Origin of the sequence: Streptomyces sp. NPDC093094 (assembly GCF_044754345.1) — a bacterium.
GTDB lineage: Bacteria > Actinomycetota > Actinomycetes > Streptomycetales > Streptomycetaceae > Streptomyces.
Window position 1 is genome coordinate 663,755 of sequence record NZ_JBIVOX010000001.1, and the last position, 24,556, is coordinate 688,310.

Annotated in this window: 21 protein-coding genes and 1 pseudogene; 17 read left to right on the forward strand and 5 right to left on the reverse strand. The window is 73.6% G+C overall.

Annotated features, from left to right (window positions below; translation table 11 throughout):
* The first annotated feature begins 89 nt into the window (after positions 1-89).
* Positions 90-1,070, forward strand: coding sequence for an Lrp/AsnC family transcriptional regulator (locus ACIQGV_RS02585; RefSeq protein WP_402489319.1), 981 nt, complete (start codon positions 90-92; stop codon positions 1,068-1,070).
* A gap of 164 nt (positions 1,071-1,234) precedes the next feature.
* On the opposite strand, the gene ACIQGV_RS02590 is transcribed toward ACIQGV_RS02585, so the two are convergent.
* The gene (locus ACIQGV_RS02590) at positions 1,235-2,089 is read right to left on the reverse strand and encodes a LysR substrate-binding domain-containing protein (RefSeq protein ID WP_402489520.1); all 855 of its coding nucleotides are present in this window, start codon (positions 2,087-2,089) and stop codon (positions 1,235-1,237) included.
* Positions 2,090-2,262: 173 nt separating this feature from the next.
* Here ACIQGV_RS02590 and ACIQGV_RS02595 point away from each other — a divergent pair, with 173 nt between their 5' ends.
* Entirely contained in the window at positions 2,263-3,312 is a 1,050-nt protein-coding gene (locus ACIQGV_RS02595; RefSeq protein WP_402489321.1) for a bile acid:sodium symporter family protein, read from the forward strand.
* Here ACIQGV_RS02595 and ACIQGV_RS02600 read toward each other — a convergent pair.
* From ACIQGV_RS02600 to ACIQGV_RS02610, 3 genes and pseudogenes are all read right to left on the reverse strand, one after another.
* A complete protein-coding gene (locus ACIQGV_RS02600) occupies positions 3,248-4,474 on the reverse strand; it encodes a DUF4185 domain-containing protein (protein ID WP_402489323.1) in 1,227 nt (408 codons plus the stop codon). The genes ACIQGV_RS02595 and ACIQGV_RS02600 overlap by 65 nt on opposite strands.
* Positions 4,475-4,647: 173 nt before the next feature.
* On the reverse strand, positions 4,648-5,496 hold the full coding sequence (gene fdhD, locus ACIQGV_RS02605) for a formate dehydrogenase accessory sulfurtransferase FdhD (protein ID WP_402489325.1): 849 nt from the start codon (positions 5,494-5,496) through the stop codon (positions 4,648-4,650).
* A gap of 16 nt (positions 5,497-5,512) precedes the next feature.
* Positions 5,513-5,653 (reverse strand): annotated as a pseudogene (locus ACIQGV_RS02610) (Fe-S-binding domain-containing protein); the annotation flags it as partial.
* A 238-nt stretch (positions 5,654-5,891) separates the two neighbouring features.
* Between ACIQGV_RS02610 and ACIQGV_RS02615 the strand changes: the two are divergent.
* Complete coding sequence (locus tag ACIQGV_RS02615) at positions 5,892-6,839, forward strand: beta-ketoacyl-ACP synthase III (RefSeq protein ID WP_402489328.1); 948 nt, start codon at positions 5,892-5,894, stop codon at positions 6,837-6,839.
* A gap of 192 nt (positions 6,840-7,031) precedes the next feature.
* Positions 7,032-7,763 carry a GntR family transcriptional regulator gene (locus tag ACIQGV_RS02620; protein ID WP_402489523.1) on the forward strand — a complete coding sequence of 244 codons (732 nt, stop codon included), beginning with the start codon at positions 7,032-7,034 and terminating at the stop codon, positions 7,761-7,763.
* Positions 7,764-7,770: 7 nt separating this feature from the next.
* Here the strand turns inward: ACIQGV_RS02620 and ACIQGV_RS02625 are convergent, their stop codons facing one another.
* Positions 7,771-8,943 (reverse strand): low temperature requirement protein A, encoded by a 1,173-nt coding sequence (locus tag ACIQGV_RS02625; protein WP_402489330.1) that lies wholly within the window; start codon positions 8,941-8,943, stop codon positions 7,771-7,773.
* 242 nt (positions 8,944-9,185) lie between these two features.
* Between ACIQGV_RS02625 and ACIQGV_RS02630 the strand changes: the two genes are divergently transcribed.
* From ACIQGV_RS02630 to ACIQGV_RS02690, 13 genes are all read left to right on the forward strand, one after another.
* Positions 9,186-10,367, forward strand: a complete 1,182-nt coding sequence (locus ACIQGV_RS02630; RefSeq protein WP_402489333.1) for an ROK family protein — start codon at positions 9,186-9,188, stop codon at positions 10,365-10,367.
* Between the two features lie 350 nt (positions 10,368-10,717).
* Positions 10,718-12,235: a sugar ABC transporter ATP-binding protein gene (locus ACIQGV_RS02635; protein WP_402489335.1), complete on the forward strand. Its 1,518-nt coding sequence runs from the start codon at positions 10,718-10,720 to the stop codon at positions 12,233-12,235.
* Positions 12,232-13,251, forward strand: a complete 1,020-nt coding sequence (locus ACIQGV_RS02640; RefSeq protein WP_402489337.1) for an ABC transporter permease — start codon at positions 12,232-12,234, stop codon at positions 13,249-13,251. Before ACIQGV_RS02635 ends, ACIQGV_RS02640 begins: the two co-directional genes overlap by 4 nt.
* 17 nt (positions 13,252-13,268) lie before the next feature.
* Entirely contained in the window at positions 13,269-14,312 is a 1,044-nt protein-coding gene (locus tag ACIQGV_RS02645; RefSeq protein ID WP_402489340.1) for a substrate-binding domain-containing protein, read from the forward strand.
* A 220-nt stretch (positions 14,313-14,532) separates the two neighbouring features.
* Complete coding sequence (locus ACIQGV_RS02650; RefSeq protein ID WP_402489525.1) at positions 14,533-15,681, forward strand: Gfo/Idh/MocA family protein; 1,149 nt, start codon at positions 14,533-14,535, stop codon at positions 15,679-15,681.
* A 13-nt stretch (positions 15,682-15,694) separates the two neighbouring features.
* Positions 15,695-16,693: a sugar phosphate isomerase/epimerase family protein gene (locus ACIQGV_RS02655; protein WP_402489343.1), complete on the forward strand. Its 999-nt coding sequence runs from the start codon at positions 15,695-15,697 to the stop codon at positions 16,691-16,693.
* A gap of 472 nt (positions 16,694-17,165) precedes the next feature.
* Positions 17,166-18,323 carry an inositol-3-phosphate synthase gene (locus ACIQGV_RS02660; RefSeq protein ID WP_402489346.1) on the forward strand — a complete coding sequence of 386 codons (1,158 nt, stop codon included), beginning with the start codon at positions 17,166-17,168 and terminating at the stop codon, positions 18,321-18,323.
* Positions 18,320-19,345, forward strand: coding sequence for an SCO3242 family prenyltransferase (locus ACIQGV_RS02665; protein ID WP_402489348.1), 1,026 nt, complete (start codon positions 18,320-18,322; stop codon positions 19,343-19,345). The genes ACIQGV_RS02660 and ACIQGV_RS02665 overlap by 4 nt, the downstream gene beginning before the upstream one ends.
* Positions 19,342-20,313, forward strand: coding sequence for a sugar phosphate isomerase/epimerase family protein (locus tag ACIQGV_RS02670; protein WP_402489351.1), 972 nt, complete (start codon positions 19,342-19,344; stop codon positions 20,311-20,313). Before ACIQGV_RS02665 ends, ACIQGV_RS02670 begins: the two co-directional genes overlap by 4 nt.
* Positions 20,310-21,098, forward strand: coding sequence for an EboA domain-containing protein (locus tag ACIQGV_RS02675; RefSeq protein WP_402489354.1), 789 nt, complete (start codon positions 20,310-20,312; stop codon positions 21,096-21,098). The genes ACIQGV_RS02670 and ACIQGV_RS02675 overlap by 4 nt, the downstream gene beginning before the upstream one ends.
* Positions 21,098-21,946 (forward strand): TatD family hydrolase, encoded by an 849-nt coding sequence (locus ACIQGV_RS02680; RefSeq protein ID WP_402489356.1) that lies wholly within the window; start codon positions 21,098-21,100, stop codon positions 21,944-21,946. The genes ACIQGV_RS02675 and ACIQGV_RS02680 overlap by 1 nt, the downstream gene beginning before the upstream one ends.
* Positions 21,947-21,949: 3 nt before the next feature.
* Complete coding sequence (gene eboE, locus ACIQGV_RS02685) at positions 21,950-23,119, forward strand: metabolite traffic protein EboE (RefSeq protein ID WP_402489359.1); 1,170 nt, start codon at positions 21,950-21,952, stop codon at positions 23,117-23,119.
* Positions 23,116-24,513 (forward strand): nucleotide pyrophosphatase/phosphodiesterase family protein, encoded by a 1,398-nt coding sequence (locus ACIQGV_RS02690; protein WP_402489362.1) that lies wholly within the window; start codon positions 23,116-23,118, stop codon positions 24,511-24,513. Before eboE ends, ACIQGV_RS02690 begins: the two co-directional genes overlap by 4 nt.
* Positions 24,514-24,556: the final 43 nt, after the last annotated feature.

Consider the following 24,556-nt stretch of genomic DNA (forward strand, 5'->3'; position numbering starts at 1 on the left):
CCACCCTGCGCTCCGTACGATGGACCGCGCGCGGCCGATCGCGGCGGAATCGGTTCGCTTGCCGGTGGAATCCGAGGGAAGGGTGCTCGATGCGGCTGGAATCCGACATCTTCGACGAGCTCGACCTCCAGATCCTGGACGCCCTGGAGGTCAACGGCCGCGCCTCGTTCAGCCGGATCGGCGCGGTGCTCGGTGTCTCCGACCAGACCGTCGCGCGCCGCTACCGCAGGCTGTGCGCCGAGGGCGGACTGCGGGTGGTCGCCGTCCGCGACGCCGAGCGGCTCGGCCAGGACCAGTGGACACTGCGGCTGCGCTGTGTCCCCGACAGCGCGCTCACCGTCGCGGACGCGCTCGCCAAACGGAGGGACACCAGCTGGATCGGGCTGGCCGCGGGCGGCACCGAGATCATCGTCGGCACCCGGCCGCGCAGCCCCGGCGACCGGGACGACCTGCTGCTGGGCAAGCTGCCGCGCACCCCGCGGGTGCTGGAGATCCGCGCCTATCAGCTGCTCCACCGTTTCTACGGCGGACCGACGGGCTGGCTGCGGGGGTTCCGCGTCCTCGGCGACGAGCAGGTCGCCGCGCTGCGGGCGGAGCTGCCGGCGGCGGAGGGGCCCGCGCGGATCGAGGCGGAGGACGAGCCGCTGGTCGCCGCGCTGGAGCGGGACGGGCGGGCCACGTACCCCGAGCTCCAGCGTGCCACCGGCCGTTCGGAGTCGGCGGTGAAGCGGCGGCTGGCCGCGCTGCTGGCTTCCGGGGCCCTCTACATCGACATCGAGTACCGGTCCGAGACGCTCGGGTATCCGCTGGCGGCGGTGCTGTGGATCACCACCTCGCCGGCCGCGCTGACCTCCGTCGGCGAGGCGCTCGCCACCCATGACGAGATCGCCCACGCGGCGGCGACGGCGGGGCCGTGCAACATCGTCGCGACCGTCGTCGTGCAATCGACCGCGCACCTCTACGACTATCTCAGCGGGCCGCTCGGGCGGCTGGAGGGGGTGCGGCAGGTCGAGGCGTCTCCGTTCCTGCGGCGGGTGAAGCAGCTGACGTACCAGGCGGCGGGGCGGTGACCGGGGCTGTGCGGGTGCGGGTTCGTCGTGGCCGGTCGCGCGGTTCCCCGCGTCCCTGGGGGGAGCCTCGGCCGACGGGGCGGTGACCGGGGCTGTGCGGGTGCGGGTTCGTCGTGGCCGGTCGCGCGGTTCCCCGCGTCCCTGGGGGTGAGGGCCGAAGGGGGTCAGGGGCGTACGCCGCCTGCCAGTACGGCGGCCGCCAGGGCTTCGGCGGGGCCCTGGGCCGGGCCCGGGCGGGAGGTGTGCAGCAGGACGAAGTCGACCTTGCCCAGGGGCGGCAGCCCCGCCCGGTCCGGCACCCGGACCAGACCGGGCGGGATCAGGCCGCGGGAGTGGGCCATCACGCCGAGGCCGGCCCGGGCGGCCGCGATCAGACCGTTGAGGCTGCCGCTGGTGCACGCGACGCGCCACTCGCGGCCCTCCCGCTGGAGCGCCTCCAGGGCCATCGCCCGGGTGATGCCGGGCGGCGGGTAGACGATCAGCGGCACGGGCCGGTCGGGGTCCAGCCGCAGCCGCTCGGCGCCGATCCAGACCAGACGGTCGTGCCAGACCAGCTGCCCGCGCGTGTCCTCGGCCCGCCGCTTGGCCAGCACCAGGTCCAGCTTCCCGGCGGTGAGCTGCTCGTGCAGCGTTCCCGACAGCTCGACCGTGAGTTCCAGGTCCACCTCGGGATGGTCGTGCCGGAAGCGCTCCAGGATCTCCGGCAGCCGGGTGAGCACGAAGTCCTCCGACGCCCCGAAGCGCAGCCGCCCGCGCAGCCGGGTGCCGGTGAAGAACGCCGTCGCCTGCTCGTGCACCTGGAGGATCCGGCGCGCGAAGCCCAGCATCGCCTCGCCGTCCTCGGTCAGCTCCACCGAGTGGGTGTCCCGGGTGAACAGCGTCCGCCCGGTGGCGTCCTCCAGCCGCCGTACGTGCTGGCTGACGGTCGACTGGCGCAGCCCGAGCCGCCGGGCGGCCTGCGTGAAGCTCAGGTTCTGCGCCACCGCGAGGAAGGTGCGCAGCTGGGCGGGGTCGTACACGGAGCCCAGGCTATCGCGGATCATGATGACAGTAAGTGTGGTGTTCGGGATTCCCGATCACTCGGGGAGCGAGCACGATGGAGAGGGGAACCCCTCGGATCCCTCCTGTCACCCTGCGTACGAGTGAGGGCGCGCGCCGGCGCGACCGTGACCCCGAAGGCAAGTGGAGCACTGTGAGAAGCCTGCGACCGCCGAGCCGGCTGCCGATCGACCCGTACGTCCTGCTGCTGCTCGCGACGGTGGGTCTCGCGGCACTGCTGCCGGCCGACGGCACGGGCGCCGACGTGGTCGACGCGGCTTCCAAGATCGCCATCGCCTTCCTGTTCTTCCTCTACGGCGTGCGGCTGTCCACCCGCGAGGCACTGGACGGGCTCCGGCACTGGCGGCTGCATCTCACGGTCCTGGCCTGCACCTTCGTGGTCTTCCCCCTGCTCGGCCTGGCCGCCCGCGGCCTCGTCCCGGTGCTGCTGACCGAGCCGCTCCACCAGGGCCTGCTGTTCCTCACCCTGGTCCCGTCGACCATCCAGTCGTCGATCGCCTTCACCTCGATCGCCCGTGGCAACGTGCCCGCCGCGATCTGCGCCGGCTCCTTCTCCTCGCTGGTCGGCATCGTCCTCACCCCGCTGCTCGCCGCCTTGCTGCTGGGCTCCGGCGTGGGCGGGTTCTCGGCGGACTCGCTCGTGGAGATCGTGCTGCAACTGCTGGTGCCGTTCCTGGCGGGACAGCTGCTGCGTCGCTGGCTGGGCGGTTTCGTCGCCCGGCACAAGAAGGTGCTGGGCCTGGTCGACCGCGGCTCGATCCTGCTGGTCGTCTACGCCGCGTTCAGCGAGGGCATGGTCCAGGGCATCTGGCACCAGGTCAGCCCGCTGCGGCTCGGCGGCCTGCTGCTGGTGGAGGCCGTGCTGCTGGCGGTCATGCTGGCGCTGACCTGGTACGGCGCCAAGGCGCTCGGCTTCGGCCGGGACGACCGGGTCGCGATCCAGTTCGCGGGCTCGAAGAAGTCCCTGGCCTCGGGGCTGCCCATGGCGAGCGTGCTGTTCGGCCCGCAGGCGTCCCTGGCGGTGCTGCCGCTGATGCTCTTCCACCAGATGCAGCTCATGGTGTGCGCGGTGATCGCCAAGCGGCGCTCGCACGACCCGGTCGGCCCGGTCGGCCCGGTCAGCGCGGGCTCCTCAGCCGCAGGGTCACGAAGCGCGGCCGGTACAGGGCCACGTCCGCGCTGATCTGCGCCGCGGCGCCCGCCGTCTCCAGCCAGTTGACGTCGTAGCTGAGCGCGATCCGTCCGCCGCCGCTCAGCGCGGGGTGCGCCTGCGGGTTGTAGGCGGCGACCCCGGCGCGCGGCAGCGGCGGGCCGAAGCCACGGCCCGGTCCGTGCCAGGGCCCGGTGGGGGAGCAGGACCAGTACGACGTCACCGTGTGCAGCCCCGCCGTGCCCGCGGCCATGGTGAACAGCACGTACGTGTCCGCGTCCCGGACCACGGAGAACGCGCTGCCCACCCCGGCACGCCGTCCGTCGCCGAGGACCGCGTGCGGCCGCACCCCCGTGGCCCACTCCCGGCCCGTCCAGTACTCCCACGCCGCGGGGTCGCCGAGTCCGCCCTCGGGCACCCGGGCGACGTACGCCGAGGAGACCGGCCGGCCGGCGGGCCGGCCGTCGTCGCCGCCGTAGACGTACGTCCAGCCGTCCTCCTCGACCAGCGTGGTCCCGAACAGCACCCGCCGCGAGAGGTCCGGGACCGTCTGCTGGCCGGACACCTCCACCACCGACTCCACCCTCAGGTCCGGCAGGGACAGGGTGGCGACCTCGGTCGCGACGGGCACACCGTAGATCCAGGGCGGCTGCCCGGCGGTACGCAGCCACAGCAGGACCCGTACGACCAGGTCGTCCGCGCCGGGGGAGCGGGGCTCGACGCGGGCCGCGACCGGCCAGCGCCAACGGCCGGGGCCGGGATCGGGCAGGAGCGGCGCGGGAAGGGTGCTCTCCAGACGGTCGCCGCGCATCACCACGGCCGAGTTGCGCACCATGGGGGCGGTGACGTCGCGCCAGGACGCCGACTCGCCGGCCGGGTTGGGCGGGGCGTGCACCGGGCCGAGGAAGGTGTCGGAGAACAGCCACAGCAGCCGGCCGTCCGGCAGCCGCACCGAGTGGGTGCCGTCGCCGCCGGTCCAGTCGTCGGTGCGGCCGGCGTCGTCGCCGTAGCGGGTGAACTCGCCGGTCAGCCGCTCGTCGGCGGACCAGGAGCCCACGGCCCGCGGCGCGCACGCCCCGGCGTCCGCCCCCTCGTCGTCCGGCAGGGCGGTGAGCAGCACGGCTGCGAGAACCAGGGCCAGCAGCAGGCCGAGTCCGGTTCCCTGGCGCTGTCGCACGGATGCGTCGGCGGACACGTCGGGCGACGTTAGCGGCTGCGGGCCGCACGGTCCACGGGGCCTCGGGGGCAGGAGGTGCCCGGCGCCGTGGCCGCTCTCCGCGGGCCGGGCCGGGCCGCGGCGGGACCCCGGGGGCGCAGGGGGCGTTCCCCGCCGGGCCGGGGTCCCGCCGCCCGGGCCTCGGGGACCGGTCAGCCCCGGGCGGCCGGGGCCGGCAGGGCGATGCGGTCCTCACCCGCGTACACGTTCATGGAGCTGCCCCGCAGGAAGCCCACCAGGGTCAGCCCCGTCTCGGCGGCCAGGTCCACCGCCAGCGAGGACGGCGCCGACACCGCGGCCAGCACCGGGATCCCGGCCATCACCGCCTTCTGCGCCAGCTCGAACGAGGCCCGCCCCGACACCATCAGGACCGACCGCGACAGCGGCAGCCGCCCCTCCCGCAGCGCCTTCCCGACCAGCTTGTCGACCGCGTTGTGCCGGCCCACGTCCTCGGCCGCGTCGACCAGCTCGCCGTGCTCGTCGAACAGCGCCGCCGCGTGCAGCCCGCCCGTGCGGTCGAACACCCGCTGGGCCGCGCGCAGCCGGCCCGGCAGGCCCGCCAGCAGCTCGGGCGTCATCCGCAGCGCGGGCGTGTCGGAGACGGGCCAGCGGGTCGTCGTGCGCACCGCGTCCAGGCTCGCCTTGCCGCACAGACCGCACGACGACGTCGTGTACACGTTGCGTTCCAGGGTGATGTCCGGGATCACCACGCCGGGCGCGGTCCTGACGTCCACCACGTTGTAGGTGTTGGAGCCGTCGGCGGTCGCGCCCGCGCAGTAGACGATGTTGTGCAGGTCCTCCCGCCGGGCCAGCACCCCCTCGCTCACCAGGAATCCGGCCGCGAGGGCGAAGTCGTCGCCGGGCGTGCGCATGGTGATCGCCAGCGGCCTGCCGTCGAGCCTGATCTCCAGGGGCTCCTCGGCGACGAGCGTGTCCGGGCGGGTGGAGATCGCCCCGTCCCGGATGCGGATCACCTTGCGTCGTTCCGTGACTCGTCCCATGTCCCGATCAGTCCCGTCAGTCCCGGTTCTGTACGTGCTGAAAGCCGAAGCGGCCCTTGATGCAGAGGATGCCGTGGGGCACCGGGCCGTCGTGCGGCGAGGTGACCTCGACGGTCTCATTGTCCTGCACGTGCAGCGTCGGACCGCCGCCCGCTCCTCGGCAGGGAGTACCGGGGAGAAATTCTGTCGACGAAATATTGTCTACGATATGGAAGCGATGCCGACAGGGGTTCGCGCACGGCGGCCGCCGGGTTCGCGCACGGTGGCCGCCCTCTCTGACGGAAGCCGACAACCAGGGCCCCGGTTTCCTGTGACTTCACCTGCCGGGCTACCCATGAGTCACTGACAAGACTGGTGAATCCCGCAACCGAGGCCAACGAGGGGGACCACCAGACATGAACGGCTCGCGCATCGCCGCCGTCGGCCACTACCAGCCCGCCCGGGTACTCACCAACGCCGAGCTGGCGGACATGGTCGACACCAGCGACGAGTGGATCAGGTCCCGCGTCGGCATCCACACCCGCCATATCGCCGGGCCCGACGAGCCCGTCGACGAACTCGCCGCCCACGCCGCCGCCAAGGCGCTGGCGGGCGCGGGCCTCGACCCCGCCGACATTGACCTCGTGCTGGTCGCCACCTCCACCGCCGTCGACCGCTCGCCGAACATGGCCGCCCGGGTCGCCGCCCGCCTCGGCATCCCGCAGCCCGCCGCCATGGACGTCAACGTGGTCTGCGCCGGCTTCACCCACGCCCTGGCCACCGCCGACCACACCGTGCGCGCGGGAGCGGCCCGCCGTGCCCTGGTCATCGGCGCCGACAAGATGTCCGCGGTGACCGACTGGACCGACCGCACCACCTGCGTCCTCGTCGGCGACGGCGCGGGGGCCGCCGTGGTCGAGGCGTGCCCGGACGGCACGGAGCCGGGGATCGGCCCCGTGCTGTGGGGGTCCGTGCCCGAGATGGGGCACGCCGTGCGCATCGAGGGCGAGCCCGCCCGGTTCGCGCAGGAGGGGCAGAGCGTGTACCGCTGGGCGACCCGGCAGCTGCCGCCGCTCGCCCGGCAGGCGTGCGAGCGGGCGGGGTTCGCGCCCGAGGAGCTCGCGGCGGTCGTGCTGCACCAGGCCAACCTCAGGATCATCGAGCCGCTCGCCGGGAAGATCGGGGCGGTCAACGCCGTCGTCGCCCGCGACGTCGTCGAGTCCGGCAACACCTCGGCCGCGAGCATCCCGATGGCCTTCTCCAAGCTGGTGGAACAGGGCACCGTCTCGGCCGGCGACCCGGTCCTGCTGTTCGGTTTCGGCGGGAACCTGTCGTACGCGGGGCAGGTCGTGCGCTGCCCCTGAGAGGCGCGCGCGGGCAGGTGGTGCGCCGGCTCCGGAAGCCGTGCGCGGGCAGGTGGTGTGCCGCCTCCGGAAGGGGCCGGCGCCCCTCCGGGCAGGGGCGGGGCCGGGATTGTGCACCGTAGACTGTAGACGAAAACCAATTCATACTGGTTCTCCGGCTGCTGTGCCCGGCCCTGCCGAGGAGGGACCGTGATCTTGTCGTCAGGACTGCCCCAGGGGGCGGTGCCCAGGCTCGAACGGCCCGGACCGCTGCGCGAGCGGGTCTACGAGGCTCTGCTCGAACTCATCACGGCCCGCGCCCTGAAGCCCGGCCAGCACCTCGTCGAGAGCGAGCTCGCCGGACACCTCGGTGTCTCGCGGCAGCCCGTACGGGAGGCGCTCCAGCGGCTCAACACCGAGGGCTGGGTCGACCTGCGGCCCGCCCAGGGCGCGTTCGTGCACGAGCCGACCGAGGAGGAGGCCGACCAGCTCCTCACCGTGCGCACCCTGCTGGAGGCCGAGGCCGCACGGCTGGCCGCCGCGCACGCCGGAAGCGCCGGGGTGGACGCCCTGGAGGAGCTGTGCGCCGAGGGCGAGCGGGCCGCCGCCGCCGACGAGGCGGACACCGCGGTCGCGCTCAACGCCCGCTTCCACGCGAAGGTCATGGAACTGGCGGGCAACGCGGTGCTCGCCGAGCTGGCCGGACAGGTCGACCGGAGGGTGCGCTGGTACCACACCCCGGCCGCCCGGCAGCGGGGCGAGCAGTCGTGGATCGAGCACCGCGCCCTCGTCGCCGCGATCAGGGACCGCGACGAACAGCGGGCGGGGCACCTGATGCGCGAGCACACCGAGCACACCCGCCGCTCGTACCACGCCCGGGGCAAGGACCGAGCTCCCTCGCCCGGGCCGGACGCACCCGGGCGCGGGGCAGGGGCACCCCGCTGACGTGCGACTACGCCCGTGCCAGGGCCCGGCTGTTCTCTCCGGTCCTGCCCGGGCGGGCCTCCAGCGCGAGCATCGACGCCAGCGCGACCACCAGGAACAGCAGTTCGGCGGCCCCGTCCAGCGCGATGCCCGGCAGGGCGGCGGCCAGGACGACGGGAGCCGCCAGCAGCCGGTAGCGGGTCGGATGCAGCCGGAGCACCGCGCGGAACGCGCAGTCCCCCAGCAGGAACAGCGCGACACCGCCGGACAGCGCCAGCGCCGGGCCCGTGTGCAGATGCTCGCCGAGATGCCCGATGGCCTTCTTCACACCCGCGGCCAGGAAGGCGATGCCGAGCAGCATCGGCAGGAAGGCGTAGTAGTAGGCGTTGATCGCCAGGCGCCAGCGGGCCGGCGCGGGCGTCGTGCGGAACACCTCCTCGGCGAGCTGCTCGTCACGCACGAAGTATGTCCACCACAGGGCCACCGCCACCGCCAGGGAGAGGAACGCACCGCCGAACACTCCCACCGTGAGCGGCAGTTCGCGCACCCCGATGCCGATCGCGATCAGCGACTCGCCGAACGCGACGATCAGCAGCAGACCGTGCCGCTCCACGAAGTGCGCCGGGTCCAGGTCGCCCAGCTGGATCCGCATCACGTCCGCCGTGCGCCCGTCCTTGCGCCGCGGGCCGTGCTCGGCCACGAACGGCGTCACGAACTGGAGCGCCACCGCCAGCAGCCACAGCCCGTCCGCCCGGAGTCCGTCGAACAGCCCGGCGGCCGTCACCGACAGGGCGGCCAGCGCGTTGGGCACGCCGTACCAGATCGAGTCCGTGCCGTGACTGCGGGTGTACAGCGCCGTGTGCACCACCACCACACCGAGGAAGCCGAGGCCGAAGGCCACGCCGCTGTCCTCGAAGACCCTCGGGATCGCCAGCGCGCACACGAGGAACGCGGCCATGCCCAGCATGAGCAGCAGCCGGCGCGCGGGGCGGTCCGGCGGCACCTGGTTGGTGAGATGGGCGTACGCGCCGTACATCCAGAACAGCACGACGAGGATCAGTGCCCCCCGCCCGGCCGTCGCGAAGGACAGGTCGTCGGCGAGCAGCACGGTGAGCTGGGTGAGCGTGAAGACGAAGACGAGATCGAAGAAGAGTTCCAGGGTCGTCACCCTGCGACCCGGCTCCTCCACTGCGGCGTTCATGCGAGTTCCCCCTGTGTCGCCCCGGCCTGGCGCCTGGGCGCCAAGATCGTAGGCTCCAGGGCCGGTTGAGGGGGTGTCAGGTCCCGCTCCGTGAGACGGGCCGACTTCTTTGTCCTCTCAGTGGAAGAAGTCTGCGGCAATTGCTGCGCAACTTCTTCCCAGTCCGTGCGGCCGCTGCTACGTTCCCCTCGAAAGCCCGACGGCGGTGGCCGGAAACAGGCGGGGAGGGGCATGTGAGACGGATGACGGCACGACCCGCGAACGGCCATCAGGCCCGGCTGCTCAGGCTGCTGCGCGACGGCGGTCCCAACTCCCGTGCCCAGCTGGGTGATCAGATCGACCTGTCACGCTCCAAGCTGGCGGTGGAGGTGGACCGGCTGCTGGAGACGGGTCTGGTCGTGGCCGACGGCCTCGCCGCCTCGCGCGGCGGTCGCCGCTCCCACAACGTCCGGCTCAACCCCGGACTGCGTTTCCTCGGCGTCGACATCGGGGCCACCTCGATCGACGTGGCCGTCACCAACGCCGAGCTGGAGATCCTCGGGCACCTCAACCAGCCCATGGAGGTGCGCGAGGGCCCGGTCGCGGTCTTCGAGCAGGTCCTGTCGATGGCCGCCAAGCTGAGGGCCTCCGGTCTCGCGGAGGGCTTCGACGGCGCCGGTATCGGCGTCCCCGGACCGGTCCGCTTCCCCGAGGGCGTGCCGGTCGCGCCGCCGATCATGCCGGGCTGGGACGGCTTCCCCGTGCGGGAGGCGCTCAGCCAGGAACTCGGCTGCCCGGTCATGGTCGACAACGACGTGAACCTGATGGCGATGGGGGAGCAGCACGCGGGCGTCGCCCGCAGCGTCGCCGACTTCCTCTGCGTCAAGATCGGCACCGGCATCGGCTGCGGCATCGTCGTCGGCGGGAACGTCCATCGCGGTACGACGGGCAGCGCGGGCGACATCGGGCACATCCAGGCCGTGCCCGACGGGCGCCCCTGCGCCTGCGGCAACCGGGGCTGTCTGGAGGCCCACTTCAGCGGCGCCGCCCTGGCCCGGGACGCCGTCGAGGCGGTGCGGCAGGGGCTGTCCGCGGAACTCGCGGCCCGGCTGGAGGCGCACGGCACGCTCACCGCCGTCGACGTCGCCGCCGCGGCCGCCGCGGGCGACGCCACCTGCCTCGACCTCATCCGTGAGGGCGGCACCCGCACCGGCCAGGTCATCGCCGGCCTGGTCAGCTTCTTCAACCCCGGCCTGGTGGTGATCGGCGGCGGGGTGACCGGCCTCGGCCACACCCTGCTCGCCGCGATCCGCACCCAGGTCTACCGCCAGTCGCTGCCGCTGGCGACCGGCAACCTCCCCATCGTGCTCGGTGAGCTGGGCCCCACCGCCGGTGTCACCGGCGCCGCCCACCTGATCAGCGACCACCTGTTCTCACCCGCGTAGCCGAACACCCGCTGGAAGCACCGCTCCTGAACGGGCGGTCCGTGCACGTACTGCCCGCACACGTACCGCTCGTGCACGTGCCGCCCGTCCAGGCACCGCCCGCACGAGTACTGCCCGTACACGTACCGCTCGTGCGCGTACCGCCCGCACACGTACCGCTCGTGCACGTACCGCCCGCACAAGTACTGCCCGTACACGTCCCGCCCGCCCGAGTACTGCCCGTACAGGTATCGCCCGCGCACGTTCCGCTCGTACACGTTCCGTCCGCGCAAGCACCCCGCTCTCCAGGCACAGCGCTCTGCTTCGCCCTGCCCTGAACCGGCCCCGTACGCCCGCCGAGGGGAATCCGCATGGCACCACAACCACTCCTGCTCAGCATGTCCGGCATCACCAAGTCGTTCCCCGGGGTCCGGGCCCTCGACGGCGTCGACCTCGAGGTCCAGGCCGGTGAGGTGCACTGTCTGCTCGGCCAGAACGGGGCCGGCAAGTCCACGCTCATCAAGGTCCTGGCCGGAGCCCACCAGCCCGACACCGGCACCATCCGCTGGAACGGTGAACCGGTCACCCTCCGCTCGCCCATCGCCGCGATGCGCCTCGGAATCGCGACCATCTACCAGGAACTCGACCTGGTGGAGCATCTGTCGGTGGCCGAGAACGTCCATCTCGGCCATGAGCCCACGACCGCCGGGTTCGTCATCCGCGGCAAGACCGCGAAGGCGCAGACCGTCCGGCTGCTGAAACGGCTCGGGCACCCCGAGATCGACCCGTCCCGGCTCGTCGGCGAGCTGTCCGCGGCCCAGCAGCAGATCGTCTCCATGGCGCGTGCGCTCTCCCACGACGTACGGCTCATCGTGATGGACGAGCCGTCCGCCGCGCTGGACCCGGACGAGGTCGACAACCTCTTCCGGATCGTCGGCGACCTGACCGCGGACGGGGTGGCCGTCGTCTACATCTCCCACCGGCTGGAGGAGATCCGGCGCATCGGCGACCGGGTGACCGTCCTCAAGGACGGGCGCGCGGTGGCCGGCGGGCTGCCCGCCAGGGCCACCCCGACCCGCGAGGTGGTGGCGCTGATGACCGGACGGAACGTGGAGTACGTCTTCCCTGCGCGGCCCGCCGAGCCGCCCCGGGGCGAACCGGTGCTCAGGGTGCGGGGGCTGGCCAGGGAGGGCGAGTTCGAGGCGCTCGACCTGGAACTGCACCCCGGCGAGATCGTCGGCCTGGCCGGACTCGTCGGCTCGGGCCGCTCCGAGATCCTGGAGACGATCTACGGTGCCCGAAGGCCCGGGGCGGGCCAGGTCCTGGTCGACGGGCGTGCGCTGAAGCCGGGCAGCGTCCGCGCCGCCGTACGGGCCGGGCTCGGTCTCGCCCCGGAGGAGCGCAAGGCGCAGGCCCTGCTGATGCTGGAGTCGGTCACCCGCAACGTCTCCGTCTCCTCGCTGTCCCGCTTCTCACGGGCCGGATGGATCGACCGCGCGGCCGAACGGGAGTCGGCCCGCGCGGCGACCAGGGAGCTGTCGCTGCGGCCCGACAACCCGGCCGTGCCGGTGCGCACCCTGTCCGGCGGCAACCAGCAGAAGGCCGTGCTGGCCCGCTGGCTGCTGCGGGGCTGCCGGGTCCTGCTGCTCGACGAACCCACCCGGGGCGTCGACGTCGGCGCCCGCGCCGAGCTGTACGCGGTCGTGCGCCGGCTCGCCGACGAGGGCCTCGCCGTCCTGCTGGTCTCCAGCGAGGTGCCCGAGGTCCTCGGCCTCGCCGACCGCGTCCTGGTGCTCCGCGAGGGCCGCGTCGTCCACACCGCGCCCGCCCGCGAACTCGACGAACACCGCGTACTCGATCTGGTCATGGAAGGAAGCCCGGCGTCATGACGCAGCATGTGTCCCCGCCCCGCGACAGCACCGGCAAGACGGCACCGGCCGGGGAACTCCCCGCCTGGCGGGGCCTGCTGGGCCACGCCGACGTCCGCACCCTGTCCCTCCTCGGCGTGCTCGCCGCGCTCGTCGTCATCGGCGGCGCGACCAGGCCGGAGGAGTTCCTCGACACCCGCAACCTCCAGCTCGTCCTCACCCAGGCGTCCGTGATCGGTGTCGTCACCGTCGGCATGACGTTCGTGATCACCTCCGGCGGCATCGACCTGTCGGTCGGCGCGATCGTCGCCCTCGCCTCGGTGTGGGCGACCACCGTCGCCACCCAGGAGTACGGCTTCGCCGGCATCCTGTTCACGGCGGTGATCGTCGGCGTGGGCTGCGGACTGGTCAACGGCCTGCTCGTCGCGTACGGCGGTATGGTCCCGTTCATCGCCACGCTCGCCATGCTCGCCTCGGCACGCGGCCTGGCCCTCCAGATCACCGACGGCCGGACCCAGATCGTCACCGTCGACGGCATCCTGGACCTCGGCGAGCGCGACGCCTACGTGCTCGGCGTCCCGCCCCTGGTGCTGGTGTTCGCCCTCGTCACCGTCGTCGGCTGGCTGGTGCTCAACCGCACCACCTTCGGGCGCCGCACCGTCGCCGTGGGCGGCAACGCCGAGGCCGCCCGGCTCGCCGGCATCGACGTACGCCGTCAGCGGCTGTACCTCTACCTGCTGTCCGGCCTGTGCTGCGGCATCGCCGCCTTCCTGCTGATCGTGCTGTCCGGCTCGGGACAGAACACCAACGGCAACCTCTACGAGCTCGACGCCATCGCCGCCGCGATCATCGGCGGCACCCTGCTCAGCGGGGGCCGCGGCACCATCACCGGCTCCGTGCTCGGCGTCCTGATCTTCACCACGATCACCAACATCTTCGCCCTCAACAACCTGCAGAGCGACGTCCAGCAGATCGCCAAGGGCGCGATCATCGTCGCCGCCGTGCTGGTCCAGCGCCGTACCGCGAGCACGACCTGAGGAAAGGGTTCACCGCCATGACCGAGAACACGAGCCGCAGAGGACTGCTCTTCGGGGCCGCCGCCGTCTCCGCCGGTGCCCTCCTCACGGGTTGTACGAGCAACGACCCCAAGGACGAGGGCGGCCAGGACCGGTCCGCCCAGCCCGCCGCCGACACCAAGCCGGGCAAGCCGGTCACCATCGGCTTCGCCGGCCCCCAGGCCGACCACGGCTGGCTCAACGCGATCAACGAGAACGCCGAGAGCCGCGCGCGGAAGTACTCCGACGTCACCCTGGAGATCACCGAGGGCTCCAACGACACCGCCGCCCAGATCGGCCAGATCGAGACCCTCATCAACAAGAAGGTCGACGTCCTGGTCGTCCTGCCCGCCGACGGCAAGGCCCTCACCCAGGTCGGCCTGAAGGCGATGCGCGCCGGCATCCCCGTCGTCAACCTCGACCGCGTCTTCAACACCCCGCAGGCGTACCGCTGCTGGATCGGCGGCGACAACTACGGCATGGGCCTCAACGCCGGGCACTACATCGGCGAGCAGCTCAAGGACAAGTCCGACGCCCGGGTCATCGAACTCGCCGGGCTGGACAACCTGGAGCTGACCAAGCAGCGCACCCAGGGCTTCGACGACGCTCTGAAGAACTACCCCAACATCAAGAAGGTCGCCCGCCAGGCAGCCGAGTTCACCGTCGAGTCCGGCCAGGCCAAGATGGCCCAGCTCCTCCAGGCCCAGTCGAAGTTCGACGCCCTGTGGAACCACGACGACGACCAGGGCGTGGGCGCCCTGCGCGCCATCGAACAGGCCGGCCGGGACGACTTCCTGATGGTCGGCGGCGCGGGCGCGCTCTCCGCCTTCCAGGCGATCAAACGGGGCGACGGGGTCCTGAAGGCGACCGTGCTGTACCCGCCGACCATGGCGGCCTCCGCCATCGACCTCGCCCGTGCCCTCGGCCAGGGCCAGGGCGTCGGCGGCCTCGCCGAGTTCGAGATCCCGGCGTCGATCACCCTCTACTCGGCCGTCGTCGACAAGGACAACGTCGATCAGTACATGCCCACCGGCTTCCAGTGAGGCGCCCGCACCCCCACCGCGCCACGACGACGAGGAGGAGCACCCCATGGATCAGCCGCAGCAGCCGGGCGAGCCGGGCGAGCCGGGAGAGCCGGGAGAGCCGCACGGTTCGGCGGGCGAGCCGGGAGAGCCGCACGGTTCGGCGGGAAGGGAAGGCCGGGCCCGGCCCCCGGCCTCGCAGGCCGGGGGCGGCGGAGCACGGCCGGAGCTGCGCATCGGCATGGTCGGCTACGCCTTCATGGGGGCCGCCCACTCCCAGGGCTGGCGCACCGCGGGCCATGTGTTCGACCTGCCGCTGCGCCCGGTCCTCTCCGCGATCTGCGGCCGGGACCCCGACGCCGTACGCGCCGCGGCCGACCGGCACGGCTGGGCCTCGGCCGAGACCGACTGGCGCGCGCTGATCGCCCGGGACGACATCGACCTCGTCGACATCTGCACCCCCGGCGACAGCCACGCCGAGATCGCCGTCGCCGCCCTGGCCGCCGGCAAGCATGTGCTGTGCGAGAAGCCCCTGGCCAACACCGTCGAGGAAGCGGCGTCGATGGCGCGCGCCGCCGAAGAGGCGTACGAGCGGGGCAGGTCGGCGATGGTCGGCTTCAACTACCGTCGGCTGCCCGCCACGGCGCTGGCCCGGCGGATGGTCGCCGAGGGCCGTCTCGGCGCCCTGCGGCACGTGCGGGTGACGTACCTCCAGGACTGGCTCGTGGACCCGGAGTTCCCCCTCACCTGGCGGCTGCGCAGGGAAACGGCCGGCTCCGGGGCCCTGGGGGATCTGGGTGCCCATGTCGTCGACCTCGCCCAGCACCTGGCGGGCGAACCGCTCGCGGGTGTCTCCGCGCTCACCGAGACCTTCGTCCGCGAACGGCCGCTGCCCACGGGCACCACCAGCGGACTCGCCGCGGTGTCGGCCGCCGGCACCGGCACGGTCACCGTCGACGACGCCGCCGTGTTCACCGGCCGGTTCGCCTCCGGCGCCCTCGCCTCCTTCGAGGCCACCCGGTACGCCACCGGCCGCAAGAACGCCCTGCGCCTGGAGCTCAACGGCGAACGCGGCTCGCTGGCCTTCGACCTGGAGCGCCTGAACGAGCTGTGGTTCCACGACGGCACCGAGCCCGCCGCCCGCGCCGGCTTCCGCCGCATCCTCGTCACCGAACCCGACCACCCCTACCTGGAAGCCTGGTGGCCGCCCGGCCACGGGCTCGGCTACGAGCACACCTTCGTCCACCAGGCCCGCGATCTCGTCCACGCCGTCGCCGAGGGCCGCCGGCCCGAGCCGTCCTTCGCCGACGGACTCCAGGTCCAGCGTGTCCTCGCCGCCGTGGAGGAGAGCGCCGAGAAGAACTCCGTCTTCACCCCGATAGCGGTCTGAGGAGGCCCCGAGGATGCCGCGCACCTTCACCCTGTTCACCGGTCAATGGGCCGACCTGCCCCTGGAGGAGGTCTGCCGACTCGCCCGCGACTTCGGCTACGACGGCCTGGAACTCGCCTGCTGGGGAGACCACTTCGAGGTCGACAGAGCCCTGGCCGACCCCTCCTACATCGCGTCGAGGCACCAGCTGCTCGACAAGTACGGCCTGATGTGCCGGGCCGTCTCCAGCCATCTCGTCGGTCAGGCCGTCTGCGACGCCGTCATCGACGAACGCCACCAGGGCATCCTGCCCGCCGACGTCTGGGGCGACGGCGACCCCGAGGGCGTACGGCAGCGGGCCGCCGCGCGGATGAGGGACACCGCCCGTGCCGCGGCCGCCTTCGGCGTCGACACCGTCGTCGGCTTCACCGGCTCCGCCATCTGGCATCTGGTCGCGATGTTCCCGCCCGTCCCCGAGTCGATGATCGAGCGCGGCTACGAGGACTTCGCCACCCGCTGGAACCCGATCCTCGACGTCTTCGACGCCGAGGGCGTCCGCTTCGCCCACGAGGTCCACCCCGGCGAGATCGCCTACGACTACTGGACGACCCACCGTGCCCTGGAGGCCGTCGGGCACCGGCCGGCCTTCGGCCTCAACTTCGACCCCTCCCACTTCGTCTGGCAGGACCTCGACCCCGTCGGGTTCCTCTGGGACTTCCGCGACCGGATCTACCACGTCGACTGCAAGGAGGCCCGCAAGCGCCTCGACGGCCGCAACGGCCGCCTCGGCTCCCACCTGCCCTGGGGCGACCCCCGCCGCGGCTGGGACTTCGTCTCCGCCGGGCACGGCGACGTGCTCTGGGAGGACGTCTTCCGCATGCTGCGGTCCATCGGCTACGAGGGCCCGGTCTCGGTCGAGTGGGAGGACGCCGGCATGGACCGGCTCCAGGGCGCCCCCGAGGCCCTGGCCCGTCTCAAGGCGTACGACTTCGACCCGCCGTCCGCCTCCTTCGACGCCGCCTTCGCCCACTGATCCCGGCTGCGCGGCGACCGGGGTCCCGGTGCACCGCGACCGCTCGCGCTGCCTGTACTCGCCCGCACCTGCCTGCACTGCCCGCACCCCCGCACTGCCCACGAGGAGCGTCGTCACGGCCTCGCAGGGCGATCGAGCGGGCGGCGGGCGGGAGACGCCGGACTCCCGCCCGTCGCCCTCCCCCCACCTGGCGTGTGCCGTCGGCGCTCAAGGCACACCGACACACACCGATGCCCACCGCCGCCCGGCTCCACCGCGCCGCACGGCCACCGCCCCGTACAAACCGTCACCCCGTGCGGCCGCCACACCGTACGGCCACCGCCCCGTGCGACTGTCACGCCGTACGGCCACCGCCCCGTGCGACTGTCACGCCGTACGGCCACCACGCCGTACGACCGTCGTGGTCACCGATCGCTCCACCGGCCCGTCCCCCCGACTTCGTCCCGGTCCACGCACGACGAGGAGGCCCCTCATGTCCGCGCCCGCTCCCCCTTCCCGACCGCGTACGGGGGTGTGGCTCATCGGAGCACGCGGCTCCGTGGCCACCACCGTCGTCGCGGGCTGCGCCGCCCTCACCGCGGGCCTGCGCCCGCCCACCGGACTGGTCACCGAGACCGCCCCGTTCACCGGCAGCGGGCTGCCCGCACTCGCGGACCTGGTCTTCGGCGGCCACGACATCACCGACTGCCCGCTGCCCAAACGCGCGGAGGCCCTGACCGCCGACGGTGTCCTGCCCGCCGGCCTGACCGCGGCCGTCGCCGCCGAACTCGTCTCCGCGGACCGGGAGATACGGCCCGGCGGTCCCGCTCCCGGCGACACCCGCACCACCTCGCAGCTGATCACCGCCTTCACCGCCGACATCCAGGATTTCTTACGACGCCGAAGGCTGGACCGCGCCGTCGTCGTGAACGTCGCCTCCACCGAGCCCGAACCCGCGCCGGGGGAGTGGCCCGCCAGCTCCCTGTACGCGGCCGCGGCCCTGCGCGCCGGCTGCTCCTACGTCAACTTCACCCCCTCCACCGGCCTCCACCACCCCTCACTGGCTCCCCTCGCCGCCTCCAGCGGCCTGCCCTATGCGGGCCGCGACGGCAAGACCGGGCAGACCCTGCTGCGCTCCGTCCTCGGCCCGATGTTCGCCCAGCGCGCCCTCACCGTCCGGGCCTGGTCCGGCACCAACCTCCTCGGCGGCGGCGACGGAGCCGCCCTGGCCGACCCGGCGGCCGCGGCCGCGAAGAACGCGGGCAAGGAACGGGTCCTCACCGACACGCTCGGCGCGGCCCCCGAGGGCCAGGTCCACATCGACGACGTCCCCGCCCTCGGCGACTGGAAGACGGCCTGGGACCACATCGCCTTCGACGGCTTCCTCGGCACCCGCATGATCCTCCAGACCATCTGGCAGGGCTGCGACTCCGCCCTCGCCGCCCCGCTCGTCCTCGACCTGGCCCGTCTCGCCCTCCGCGCCCACGAAGCCGGCCTGTCCGGCCCCCTCACCGAACTCGGCTTCTACTTCAAGGACCCGCTCGCGGACGCCCCCGCCGCGCTGGCCGAGCAGTACGCCGCCCTTCTGTCCCTCGCCGTCCGGCTGAGACCCGGCCCGGCGGAGGCGACCGGTACGGGAGACCGGCGATGAGCCGGCGACAGGCCGCCCCGCGCCACCGCCCGCACCCACGGGCCTGGGCCGAACTGCTGCGACTGCCCGCCCTGTTCACCGTCCCGGGCGACGCCCTGGCCGGAGCCGCGGCGACCGGTGAGCGGCCCGGTCCGCGCACCCTGCTCGGCATCGGAGCCTCCCTCTGTCTGTACGAGGCCGGGATGGTCCTCAACGACTGGGCCGACCAGGAGGAGGACGCCCGGGAACGCCCGCACCGCCCCCTCCCGTCCGGCCGGGTGCGCCCCGCCTCGGCGCTGCTGGCGGCAGGCACCCTCACCGCGGCGGGCCTGGCCCTGGCCGCCCGGGCGGGCCGCCCCGCGCTCGCCGTCGCGACGCCTCTCGCGGCGACGGTCTGGGCGTACGACCTCGCCCTGAAACACACCCCCGCCGGTCCCGCGGCGATGGCCGCCGCGCGCGCCCTCGATCTGCTGCTCGGCGCGGCGGCCACCACCGGCCGCACCCGGCCGGCGCTCCCCAGCGCCGCGCTGCTCGCCTCCCACACCCTCGCCGTCACCACCGTCTCCCGGGGCGAGACCACCGGCTCCTCACCCGCCCCGCCCCTCGCCGCCCTCACCGCGACCGCCTTGCTGACCCACCTCCTGACGAACACCCCGGCCGACCGCAGCGCCACCCCTTCAGCCGCCCCGCCGACCGCCGCCGGTGCCCCCGCGCCCCGGCACGGCACCCTTCGCCGCCTCGTGCGGGACGCCCTCACCACGGCCGGCCCCCGTCGGAGCACCCCCGACGACCGCCCCCACCACCACGCCGTACGCACCGCCCTCGGCGCCGCCTACGCCCTCACCGCCGGCCGCCCCTACTGGCACGCCGCCCTCAACCCCTCCCCACCGCTCGTCCAGCGAGCCGTCGGCGGCGGTGTCCGGGCCACCATCCCGCTCCAGGCGGCACTCGCCGCCCGCAGCGGAGCCCCGGGCACGGCCCTGCTCATCGCCGCGCTCGCGCCACCGGCCCGCCGGACCGCGAGGCGGGTGAGCATCACATGAGGCCCCGCCACCCCGGCACCGCGCCCCCTGCCCGCCCCTTCCGCTTCGGCTACGGCACCAACGGCCTCGCCGACCTCCGGCTCGACGACGCGCTGGCGCTGCTCGCCGACCTCGGCTACGACGGTGTCGGGCTGACCCTCGACCACATGCACCTCGACCCGCTGGCCCCGGACCTCGCCGCCCGCACCGGGCGCGTCGCCCGCAGACTCGCCGCGCTGGGCCTGGAGGTCACCGTCGAGACCGGCGCCCGCTATGTGCTGGACCCGCGCCGCAAACACGGCCCGTCCCTGCTGGACGCCGACCCCGGGGACCGGGCACGCCGGACCGATCTGCTGACCCGGGCCGTCCGTGTCGCCGCGGACCTCGGAGCCCACGCCGTCCACTGCTTCAGCGGCGTCACCCCGCCCGGCACGAGCACCGGCACGGCGTGGGACCGGCTCACCGACGCGCTCAGCCCGGTCCTGGACGCCGCCGCGGCCGCGGGCGTCCCGCTCGCCGTCGAACCCGAACCCGGCCACCTCCTCGCCACCCTCGCCGACTTCCACCGTCTGCGCCACGCCCTCGGCGACCCCGAGCACCTCGGTCTCACCCTCGACATCGGCCACTGCCAGTGCCTGGAGCCGCTCCCGCCCGCCGACTGCGTGCGTGCCGCCGCCCCCTGGCTGCGCCATGTGCAGATCGAGGACATGCGCCGCGGCATCCACGAACACCTGCCCTTCGGAGACGGCGACATCGACTTCCCTCCCGTTCTGCGTGCCCTGTCCGCCACCGGCTACCAGGGCCTGACCGTCGTGGAACTGCCCCGTCACTCCCACGCCGGGCCGGACCTGGCCGCACTGTCCCTTCCGTTCCTGCACCGCGCGGCCGCCCCCGAGGACAGCCCTGCCCCGGCCCCCGCGGCCCCGGCCCGCACCGCACGCCGCACCACGGGAGAGCCCGCCGTCACCCGAGAGGGGAGCCCCGGATGACCCACCCAGGCACCCACGAGCCGGGCGCCCCACAGCCTCCCCGGCATCACCGGGCCGCCTCGCCGGCCCTCGTCCCGCCCGGCACCCTGCACGCCGAGCTCGGCGCCCGTCTCGGCACAAGCGCCCGCGCCTGGCTCGACCGGGCCCTCGCCGAGGCCGCCGCCCATCCCGGAGTGCACGGTCCCATCTCGGTGTGGGAACTGCGCATCGCCGAGGCCGGCCGGCGCTGCGGCACCGAGCACGCCGACGCCGCCCGCGTCCTCATCCTGGACGCCGCCCGCGCCGACACGGCCGCACTGACCCGGGTCTACGCCCAGGGCACCGGCGCCGAACGCCGAGCCGTCCTGCACGCCCTGCCCCACCTGGTGACCGGCCCCGGCGCCCTCCCGCTCGTCGAGGACGCGCTGCGCACCAACGACACCGGCCTCCTCGCCGCAGCCGTCGGCCCCTATGCCGCCCGGCACCTGGACGCCCACGCCTGGCGTCACGCCGTGCTGAAGTGCCTGTTCACCGGGGTTCCCGTCGACGACGTCGCCGACCTGGACCGGCGTGCCCGGGCCGACGCCGAACTCGCCCGCATGCTCGGTGACTACGCGGCCGAACGCACCGCCGCCGGCCGTCCCGTCCCCGAGGACCTCCGGCGGGTCCTGGCTCTCGCCCGCCCGGCGGGCCCCGGCGGGCCCACCGGCCCGGACCCCATCGGCACAGACACCGGCAGTTCAGGCACCGGCAGCTCCCGCCCCGCCCGGCACCGCACGGACGACCCCCACGGCAAGGAGTCCTGATGCGCCTCTTCGACCCCCACATCCACATGACCTCCCGCACCACCGACGACTACGAGGCCATGCGCGCCGCCGGCGTCCGCGCCGTCGTCGAACCCTCCTTCTGGCTCGGCCAGCCCCGCACCTCCCCCGCCTCCTTCCTCGACTACTTCGACTCCCTCCTGGGCTGGGAGCCCTTCCGCGCCGCCCAGTACGGCATCGCCCACCACTGCGCGCTCGCCCTCAACCCCAAGGAGGCCAACGACCCGCGCTGCGCGCCCGTCCTGGACGAACTGCCCCGCTATCTCGTCAAGGACCATGTCGTCGCCGTCGGCGAGATCGGCTACGACTCCATGACCCCGGCCGAGGACACCGCCCTCGCCGCCCAGCTCCAGCTCGCCGCCGACCACGGCCTCCCGGCGCTCGTCCACACCCCGCACCGCGACAAACTCGCCGGGCTGCACCGCACCCTCGACGTCGTGCGCGAGTCCGCCCTCGACCCGGACCATGTGCTGGTCGACCACCTCAACGAGACGACCGTGCGCGCCGCGAAGGAAGCCGGCTGCTGGCTCGGCTTCTCCGTCTACCCGGACACCAAGATGGACGAGAAGCGCATGGTCGCCCTCCTGCGCGCCTACGGCCCCGAACGCGTCCTGGTGAACTCCGCCGCCGACTGGGGCCGCAGCGATCCCCTCAAGACCCGAGCGGTCGCCGATCTGATGCTGGACGAGGGATTCGACGAGAACGACGTCGACCTCGTGCTGTGGCGCAACCCCGTCGCCTTCTACAGCCGAAGCGGCCGTCTGCACCTCGACGTCTCCGCCCCCGCCGCCACCCACGCCGGCAACTCCGTGCTGCGCGGCGGTGAGTGAACCATGCGGTTCCGGCACACCGACGGTTCCGTCGTCCACCTCGCCTACTGCACCAACGTCCACCCGGCCGAGACCCTAGACGGTGTCCTGGCCCAACTGCGCGACCACTGCGAGCCGGTGCGCCGCCGCCTGGGCCGGGACCGCCTCGGCATCGGCCTGTGGCTCGCCGCCGGCGCGGCCCGTGCCCTGGACGCCGACCCCGGGGCCCTGCGCACCCTGCGCGCCGAACTCGACCGCCGCGGGCTGGAGGTGGTGACCCTCAACGGCTTCCCGTACGAGGGTTTCGGCGCCGAGGAGGTCAAGCACCGGGTCTACCGGCCCGACTGGGCCGACCCCGAGCGCCTGGAGCACACCGCCGCCCTCGCCCGGGTGCTCGCGACGCTCCTGCCCGACGACGTCACCGAGGGCAGCATCTCCACCCTTCCGCTCGCCTGGCGCACCGCCGCCGACGAACGGCGGACCGGGACCGCCCATGCCGCCCTGCGCACCCTCGGCGAACGCCTCGACGCCCTCGAGGACCTCACCGGCCGCTCGATCCGGATCGGCCTGGAACCCGAGCCGGGCTGTGTCGTGGAGACCACGCGGGACGCCGTCGCCCCGCTGACCGAGATCGGCCACCACCGCATCGGCATCTGTGTCGACACCTGCCACCTCGCCACCTCCTTCGAAGATCCGGACACCGCCCTGGACACGCTCGCCAGAGCCCATGTCCCCGTCGTCAAATCCCAGCTGTCGGCCGCCCTGCACGCCGAACACCCTCATCTGCCCGAGGTCCGCCGAGCCCTCGCCGCCTTCGCCGAACCCCGCTTCCTGCACCAGACCCGCACCGCCACCGCGGCGGGGCTGCGCGGCACCGACGACCTCGACGAGGCCGTCACCGGCGACGTCCTGCCCGACGGAGCGCCCTGGCGCGCCCACTTCCACGTCCCCCTCCACGCGGCCCCCGCCGCGCCCCTCACCTCCACACTCCCCGTCCTGGAGACCGCCCTGACCCGTCTGGTGGGCGGCCCGCGCCCCCTCACCCGCCACCTGGAGGTGGAGACCTACACCTGGCAGGCCCTGCCGGCCGGGCTGCGCCCGCGCACCCGCACCCAGCTCGCGGACGGCATCGCCGCCGAACTCGCCCTCGCCCGTGACCTGCTCACGGACCTCGGCCTGAAGGAGCTGCCGTGAACCCCCGTCCCGCGGGCTCGGCGCCCGTGCCCCTCCTCGTCCTCGACGTCGTCGGTCTCACCCCCCGTCTCCTCGACCACATGCCCCGCCTGAAGGCCCTCGCCGACACCGGTTCCAGAGCACCGCTCGGCACCGTCCTGCCCGCGGTCACCTGCGCGGCGCAGTCGACGTTCCTGACCGGCACACTGCCCCGTGAGCACGGCGTCGTCGGCAACGGCTGGTACTTCCGCGACCTCGGTGAGGTGCTGCTGTGGCGGCAGCACAACGGCCTGGTCGCCGGTGACAAGCTCTGGGACGCCGCCCGCCGCGCCCGTCCCGGCTACACCGTCGCCAACATCTGCTGGTGGTACGCGATGGGAGCCGACACCGACATCACCGTCACCCCCCGTCCGGTCTACTACGCGGACGGCCGCAAGGAACCCGACTGCTACACCCGCCCGCCCGCCCTGCACGACGAACTCACCGGCAGACTCGGCACCTTCCCCCTGTTCCATTTCTGGGGCCCGGGCGCCGACCTGGTCTCCAGCCGCTGGATCATCGACGCCACCCGGCACGTCAACAGCGTCCACCGGCCCGACCTGACCCTGTGCTACCTCCCTCACCTCGACTACGACCTTCAGCGTCACGGCCCCGACGACCCCCGCTCCCACCGCGCCGCGGCCGACCTCGACGCCGTCCTCGCCCCGCTGCTGGACGACGCCCGTGCACAGGGCCGGACGGTCGTGGCGCTGTCGGAGTACGGCATCACCCCGGTCACCCGCCCGGTCGACATCAACCGCGCCCTGCGCCGCGCCGGACTGCTGGAGGTGCACACCCAGGACGGCATGGAGTACCTCGACCCGATGGCCTCCCGCGCCTTCGCGGTCGCCGACCACCAGATCGCCCACGTCTACGTCCGCCGCCCGGAGGACCTGCCCGCCACCCGCGCCGCTCTCGCGGAACTGGCCGGCATCGAGGAACTCCTGGACGACGAGGGCAAGAAGCACCACGGCCTGGACCACCCGCGCTCCGGCGAGCTCGTCGCGATCGCCGAACCGGACGCATGGTTCACGTACTACTACTGGCTCGACGACGACCGCGCCCCCGACTTCGCACGTCTGGTCGAGATCCACCGCAAGCCCGGCTACGACCCGGTCGAGCTGTTCATGGACCCCCTCGACCCCTACGTCAAGGTCAGGGCGGCCACCGCGCTGGCCCGCAAGAAGATCGGCATGCGCTACCGGATGGCCGTCGTGCCCCTCGACCCGGCGCCTGTTCGGGGCAGCCACGGCCGTATGCCCATGAGCGACGACGAAGGTCCGCTCCTCATCTGCTCCACCCCCCGCGCTCTCGGAGACCGCGTCGCGGCCACCGACGTGAAAGCACTGCTGCTCCGACTCGCCGGTCTGTGCTGACTGGTCACAAGTGAAGCACTCACCACCGACAACGCCCCGCGAC